The 6680-nt window shown below is 75.7% G+C and carries 5 protein-coding genes; 4 read left to right on the top strand and 1 reads right to left on the bottom strand.

Features of this window, described 5'->3' with window-relative positions:
* Nucleotides 1–1150, bottom strand: a 1150-nt coding sequence (locus GPJ59_RS31730) for an AfsR/SARP family transcriptional regulator (RefSeq protein ID WP_219671372.1), incomplete at its 3' end; no start/stop codon positions are given.
* A 288-nt stretch (nt 1151–1438) separates the two neighbouring features.
* On the opposite strand from GPJ59_RS31730, the gene GPJ59_RS31725 reads away from it, so the two are divergent.
* The 4 genes from GPJ59_RS31725 to GPJ59_RS31710 form a co-directional block, all read left to right on the top strand.
* Nucleotides 1439–3268 (top strand): fatty acyl-AMP ligase, encoded by a 1830-nt coding sequence (locus tag GPJ59_RS31725; RefSeq protein ID WP_258025223.1) that lies wholly within the window; start codon nt 1439–1441, stop codon nt 3266–3268.
* Nucleotides 3265–5097: an acyl-CoA dehydrogenase gene (locus GPJ59_RS31720; protein WP_308120594.1), complete on the top strand. Its 1833-nt coding sequence runs from the start codon at nt 3265–3267 to the stop codon at nt 5095–5097. Before GPJ59_RS31725 ends, GPJ59_RS31720 begins: the two co-directional genes overlap by 4 nt.
* A gap of 54 nt (nt 5098–5151) precedes the next feature.
* Nucleotides 5152–5454, top strand: a complete 303-nt coding sequence (locus tag GPJ59_RS31715; protein ID WP_219671370.1) for an acyl carrier protein — start codon at nt 5152–5154, stop codon at nt 5452–5454.
* Nucleotides 5451–6680, top strand: a 1230-nt coding sequence (locus tag GPJ59_RS31710; protein ID WP_219671369.1) for a beta-ketoacyl [acyl carrier protein] synthase domain-containing protein, incomplete at its 3' end; no start/stop codon positions are given. The genes GPJ59_RS31715 and GPJ59_RS31710, both read left to right, overlap by 4 nt.

The following is a 6680-nucleotide window of genomic DNA, read 5'->3' as shown; positions in this document are numbered from 1 at the left end:
CCGCCACGGTGTCGAGCGGCTGCCCGGCCGCGTCGTGCAGCGGCAGCAGGACCCGGCCGTCGGGGAAGAGGTCGCCGGCCCGGTGGGCGGCGGCCAGCGCGAGCGCGGTCTTGCCCGTGCCCGCCGCGCCGGTGATCGCGACGCAGCCGCCCTCGGGGACGTCCCGCAGCAGCTCCGCCAGCGCGGCCAGGTCGTCGTCGCGGCCCGTGAACAGCGGGTCGGGCGCCGGGAGTCCGTCCACCGGCCCGGCGGGCAGCACCACGTCCGGCCCGGCGGGGCCGGCGGCCTCCTCGGGTGCGCCGGACAGTGCCCCGGACGGTACGCCGGACAGTGCCCCGGACGGTGCGCCGGCCAGTGAGCCGGACGGCGCAGCGGAGGGGCGCAGCAAAACGGGGTCGCCGGTCAGGATGCGGCCGTGCAGCTCCTGCAGCGCCCGGCCCGGCTCGATGGCCAGTTCGTCGACGAGCGTACGGCGCAGCCGCGCGAACGCCTGCAGGGCGTCGGCCTGCCGCCCGGTGCGGTACAGCGCCACCATCAGGTGGCCGTGGAACTCCTCGCGCATCGGCATCTCGGTCACCAGGGCCTGGAGTTCGCCCACGAGCTCCTGGTGGCGGCCCAGCCGCAGCTCGGCCCGGATCCGCTGCTCCAGCGCGGCCGCGCGCACCTCGCCGAGGCGGATCGCGGTGCTCTCCAGCAGGGCCCCGTGCGGGGTGTCGGACAGCAGCGGTCCCCGCCACAGGGCGAGGGCGCGCCGCTGGAGGTCCGCGGCGGCCGCCGGGTCCTGCGCCGCCGCGGCGGCCCGTCCCTGGGCGTGCAGCTCCTCGAAGCGGGCCAGGTCCAGCTGGGCGGGGTCCACGCGCAGCAGGTAGCCGGGCGGCCGGGTCACCAGGGCGTCGCGGCCGGCCTCGGGGTCCATGGCGTGCAGCAGCTTGCGCAGCTGCGAGATGTAGACCTGGAGCGTGGTGGTGGCCGTACGCGGCGGCTGCTCGCCCCACAGTTCGTCGATGAGGCTGTCCACGGACACGATCTCGTTGGCCCGGACGAGCAGCGTGGCGAGCACCACGCGGATCTTGGCCGCACGCGGCGTCAGATCGCGTGCGTCGGGGCCCACGCCGTGCACCTCCAGGGCCCCCAGCAACCGAAATCGCATCAGCCCCCCGCTCCGTCGGTTCCGTCGGTTCCGTCGCCGTCGCACGGGCGGCGGCAGGCGCCCCCGGCCCCGCCACCATAGGCGGGCCGGCACCCCCGAATCCGGACATCCCGACCCCTGATCCGGGCCTACGGACCCTGCCGCCGGTGGCCCGCCGACCCGACCCCGCGCCCCGCCCCCAGCTCCGCAAGCCGCGCTTTAGCTGCGGTGCGCACCATGCCAGGGCGTTGGCGAGAGGGGCGCCGGGCGTTCCGCTGCTGCCCCGGACGCGGTCGAAGGGGGCAGACGTTGACTGGATCCGCTACGTTCACCGATGTGCTGCGGGAGCGTGCCGCGCACCTGTCCGGGCGCGACGCTCTCGTGTTCCTCCACGAGCGGCCCGGCGGGGGCACCGAGGCGGAGCACCTGACGTACGGCGAACTCGACCGGGCCGCCCGCAGCCTGGCCGTACGGCTGCGCGAGCACGGCGCCCAGGGCCAGCCGGTGCCGCTGCTCTACCCGCCGGGCCCGGGCTTCCTCAAGGCCTTCGCCGGCTGCCTGTACGCCGGCGCGATCGCCGTTCCGGCGCCGCTGCCGGGAGACCGCGGGGAGCGGCTGCAGCGCGTGTCGGGGATCCTCCGCGACACCGGCGCGCAGCTGGTGCTGACCGATTCCGCGCACGCCCCCGACGTGTCGCTGTGGCTGGCCATGGCCGGCCGCGGCGAGACGGTGTGCCTGGCCACGGACGTGGACGAGGCCGCGGCCGCCGACCCGTGGCAGCCCCCCGCGACCGGCCCGGACGACCTCGCCTTCCTCCAGTACACCTCCGGCTCGACCTCGCAGCCGCGCGGGGTGATGGTCAGCCACCGCAACCTGATCGCCAACATGGAGGCGATGCGGCGGGTCCTGGGCTCCACCGCCGACGACGTCTTCGGCAGCTGGCTGCCGCACTACCACGACATGGGCCTGATCTGCCATCTGCTGCACCCGCTGTGGCTGGGCACCCGGGCCGTGCAGATGGCCCCGCACAGCTTCATCAAGCGTCCCGTGCGCTGGCTGCGTTCGATCGGCGAGTACGGCGTGACCATCGGCGGCGGCCCCAACTTCAGCTACGACCTGTGCGTACGCCGCACCACCGACGAGCAGCTGGCGGGCCTGGACCTGTCCAGCTGGCGGCTGGCGATCAACGGCGCCGAGCCGGTGCGCCCGACGACCCTGGAGGCCTTCGCCGACCGCTTCGCCCCCGCCGGCCTGCGCCGGGAGGCCCTCTACCCCGCCTACGGGCTGGCCGAGGCGACCCTGGTGGTCTCCGGCGGCAGACCGGGCGAGCCCTTCCGCACCCGGACGGTCGACGCGGCCGGCCTGGAGTACGACGAGCTGCGCCCGCCCCGGCCCGGGCAGCCGGTGCGCACCCTCGTCGGCAGCGGCGCCGTACGGGACTTCGCCGTGCGCATCGTGGACCCGGTGACCGGCGGCGAGGTGCCCGACGGGCGGGTCGGGGAGATCTGGGTGCGCGGCGACAGCGTCGCCCAGGGGTACTGGCGCCGCCCGGCGGAGACCGCGCGCACCTTCCACGCCGTGGTGGACGACGGCGAGAGCGACTTCCTGCGCACCGGCGACCTCGGCGTGCTCGACGGGGACGAGCTGTACGTCACCGGCCGGCTCAAGGAGCTGATCATCCTGGGCGGCCGCAACATCTACCCGCAGGACGTCGAGTGGGCGGTCCGCGAACGGGAGCCCGCGCTGGCCGGGGCGCACGGCGCGGTGTTCACCGTGGAGGCGGGGAACCGCGAACAGCTGGTCGTGGTGCACGAGGTGCGCACCGAGACCGCGGACTGGGACCGGCTGCGCGAACTCGCCCGCCGCGTCCAGATCCTCGTCGGCCAGGATTTCGACGTGCCGGCGGGCAACGTGGTCCTGGTGCGGCCTGGCACCCTGCGCCGCACCACCAGCGGCAAGATCCAGCGGACCCTGATCCGCAGGCTGTTCCTGGAGGGCGGGGTCGTCGGCTCGTACGAGGTGCTCGACCCGGCCGTGCGCGCCCTGGTGCGCCCGCGGCACGAGCTGCTCGGCGAGGACCTGCTGCGCCCCTCGGTCCACCTGCCCCCGGCCGGCGCGGACCTGGGCACGGCGTGGTGAGCACCCTGACCGCGGCGCCGCCGGCCGCCCCGGCCGCCGCCGCCGCGGCGGGCCCCGCGCCCTCGTTTTCGTCCGAGTCCGCACCCTCCCCCTCGCCTTCCCCCTCGTCCGAGTCGACCAGCGGCCAGGTGCGGGCGGCCGCGCTGGAGGCGCTGCTGGGCGATCCGGGCGTCCCCGCCAACCCGGCCGGGCACCGGGCGCTGCTGGCCTCCGACCAGGCGGCGGCGCTCTCGCCGCAGGCCGAGGCGCTGCTCGACTCGTTCGGCATGCACCGCGAGTTCGTGCCCCGGGAGCTGGGCGGGCGGTTCGACTCCGCCGACGGCCTGCTGCGCGTGATGCGGCCGGTGTTCCGCCGCGACGTCTCGCTCGGCATGGGCTACGGGATGACGACGTTCATGGCCGCGTCCGACGTGTGGATGCGCGGCGACGAACGCCAGCGGCGCCGGCTGGGCGACCTGCTGCTGGGCGGCTCGAAGGCGGCCATCGCCCAGCACGAGACGGCGCACACCAACGACTTCGTGCGCAACCAGATCTCGGCCGTCCCGGTGCCCGGCGGCGGCCTGTCGGTCACCGGCACCAAGCCCGTGGTCAACAACCTGCACCGGGCCGACGCGCTGGTGCTGTTCTGCCGCACCGGGGACCACTTCCCCGGCGGCTCGCAGAGCGCCCTGCTGCTGGACCCGCGGGAGCTGCCCGCCGACCGGTACGCGACCGAGCGGCGGCCGGCGGCGGTGGGCCTGCGCTCCTGCTTCTTCTCGGGCGTCCGCTTCGACGCCTGCCCGGTCCCCGGGGAGGCGCTGCTCGGGGAGCCCGGCAGCGGGGTCGCGACCTCGCTGCTGTCGTTCCAGATGAGCCGGACCCTGATGTCCGCCCTGTCCGTGGGCGCGGTCGACACCAGCCTGCGCACGGCGGTCCTGGTCGACCGCCGGCAGGGTCCGGGCGACACGGGGACCTCGCCGGTGGACCCGCAGCACACCGCGAACACGATGGCCGGCGCGTTCGTCAACCTACTGCTGTACGACTGCCTCGCGGTCGTCGCCACCCGGGCGCTGCACCTGCTGCCGGCCGAGACCAGCGTGTACTCGGCGGCGGTGAAGTCGCTGCTGCCGCGCGTGCTGGTGGAGACGATGTACGAGCTGTCGACCGTGCTCGGCTCGCACCTGTACACGCGCGAGGGCACCGTCGGCGTCCTGCAGAAGCACATCCGGGACGTGCCGGTGATCAGCCTCGGCCACGCGGGCACCGTCGCCTGCCAGGCGACGATCATCCCTCAGCTGGGGCAGCTGGCGTCCTCATCCTGGTTCGCCCAGGAGGAGGCGCCGGCCGCGCTGTTCCGGCCCAACGCCCCGCTGCCGCCGTTCCGCTACGCCGACCTGGCCCTGGCCAGCGGGCGCGACAGCCTCAGCGCCGCCCTGGTGGCCACCGCCGACATCCTGCCCGGGCACGGGCCGGTGGCGGCGGCGCTGCGGACGATGGCCCGGCACCTGGTCGGCGAGCTGCACGACCTGCGCCGCCGGGTGCTGGCCCTGCCGCCGCTGGACGGTTCGCACCCGGTCGGCCCGGCCTGGTTCGCGCTCACCGACCGCTACGTCCTGGTGCTGGCCGCGGCCGCCGTGCTCGGCGTCTGGCGGCACAACAGCGACGGGCCGGACCCGTTCCTGGCGGACCCGTCCTGGGCGGCGGCGGCGCTGCACCGGATCTGCCGCCGGCTGGGGACGCCGCCCGTGGACCTGCCGCCGCAGGCGATGGCCCGCGTCCACCAGGAGGTGCTGGCCCGCTTCGGCGACCGGCGCAGCTACGACCTGCACAACACCCCCCTGTCCGGCTGACGGGCACCGGCCCCGACCCCCTTCCCGACAAGCCCGCACGCAAGGAGTCCCCGGATGTCGCTCCCCCTGTCGCCGCACGGCACGGCCCCGCTGCACGGCACGGCCCCGCTGCACCACTGGTTGACCGACCGCCTGGCCGTCTACCTCGACCGGCTGCCGGACACGATCGACCCGACCGTGCCGCTCGCCGAGTACGGCATGGACTCGGTGGGCGCGCTGAGCCTGTGCGGCGACATCGAGGACGCCTTCGGCATCGCGGTGGACCCGTCGCTGGCCTGGGACCACCCGACCGTCGTCGCCCTGGTCGCCCACCTCTCCTCGCGCGGCGTGGTGCCGGCCCCGGGGGGCGCCCGGTGACCTCCGTCGCCCTCGTCGGGCTGGACTGCGTCTTCCCCGGCGCACCGGATCCCGACGCCTACTGGGACCTGCTGATGAGCGGCGGCGACGCGACCGGGGAGCAGCCCGAGGGGCGCCGGTTCGGCGCCGGCCGCGGGGCCCCGGTGCGCGGCGGCTTCATCGCGGACGCCGACGTCTTCGACAACGACTTCTTCACCGTCTCCCCGCGCGAGGCCGCGGCCATGGACCCCCAGCACCGGCTGCTGCTGCAGTGCGCCTGGCGGGCCCTGGAGGACGCGGGCCGCTCTCCGCGCGCCCTGGCCGGGTCCGACACCGGCGTGTTCGTCGGCATGATGGGCAGCGAGTGGGGCCAGCTGCACCTGTCCGACACCGCGCGGGTGACGCCCCAGCTGGGCGCCGGCTCCAGCGCGGGCATGGCCGCGAACCGGATCTCGTACCACCTGGACCTGAAGGGGCCGAGCCTGTCGGTCGACACGGCGTGCTCCTCCTCCCTGGTCGCCGTGCACCTGGCGGTCAACTCCCTGCTGTCGGGCGAGTGCTCCGCCGCGCTCGCCGGCGGGGTCAACCTCGTGCTCAGCCCGGCGCTCGGCATGGTCTACTCCCAGATGGGGCTGGCCTCGGCGGACGGCCGCTGCAAGCCGTTCAGCTCCGACGCCGACGGCATCGGACGCAGCGACGGCGTCGGCGTGGTGGTGCTGCGCCGGCTCCAGGACGCGCTGGCCGACGGGCAGCGGGTGTACGCCGTGATCCGCGGCACCGCCGTCAACCAGGACGGCCGCAGCAACGGGGTCACCGCCCCCAACCGCCGCTCCCAGCAGGAGGTCGTGGCGGCCGCCTACCGCCGGGCGGGGGTCACCCCCGACCAGGTGCGCTTCGTCGAGGCGCACGGCACCGGCACCGCGCTGGGCGACATCATCGAGTGCGGGGCGCTCGGCGAGGTGCACGCCGTGCCCCGCGCACAGCCGTGCGCGATCGGCTCGGTCAAGGGCAACCTCGGGCACACCGAGGCGGCCGCCGGCATCGCCGGGCTGATCAAGGTGGCGCTCGCGCTGCACCACCGCGTCGTGCCGGCCAGCCCGTTCGCCGACCGGGAGAACCCGCAGCTGCGGCTGGCCGAGCGGGGCCTGGCCCTGCTCAAGGCGCCGCTGCGGCTGCCCGCCGGCGAGGTCGTCGCCGGGGTGAGCAGCTTCGGGATGGGCGGCACCAACGCGCACGCCGTGCTGGCC

It is taken from the genome of Streptomyces bambusae (assembly GCF_019400985.1).
In the GTDB taxonomy this organism is placed as follows: domain Bacteria; phylum Actinomycetota; class Actinomycetes; order Streptomycetales; family Streptomycetaceae; genus Streptomyces; species Streptomyces bambusae_A.
The sequence above is the reverse complement of the archived record's forward strand: the minus strand, read 5'-3'. Positions and strand labels throughout refer to the sequence as shown.

Bases quoted from the DNA above. Each gene is read 5' to 3' on its own strand.
- GPJ59_RS31715 (WP_219671370.1), top strand. From the start codon at position 5,152: ATGTCGCTCCCCCTGTCGCCGCACGGCACGGCCCCGCTGCACGGCACG.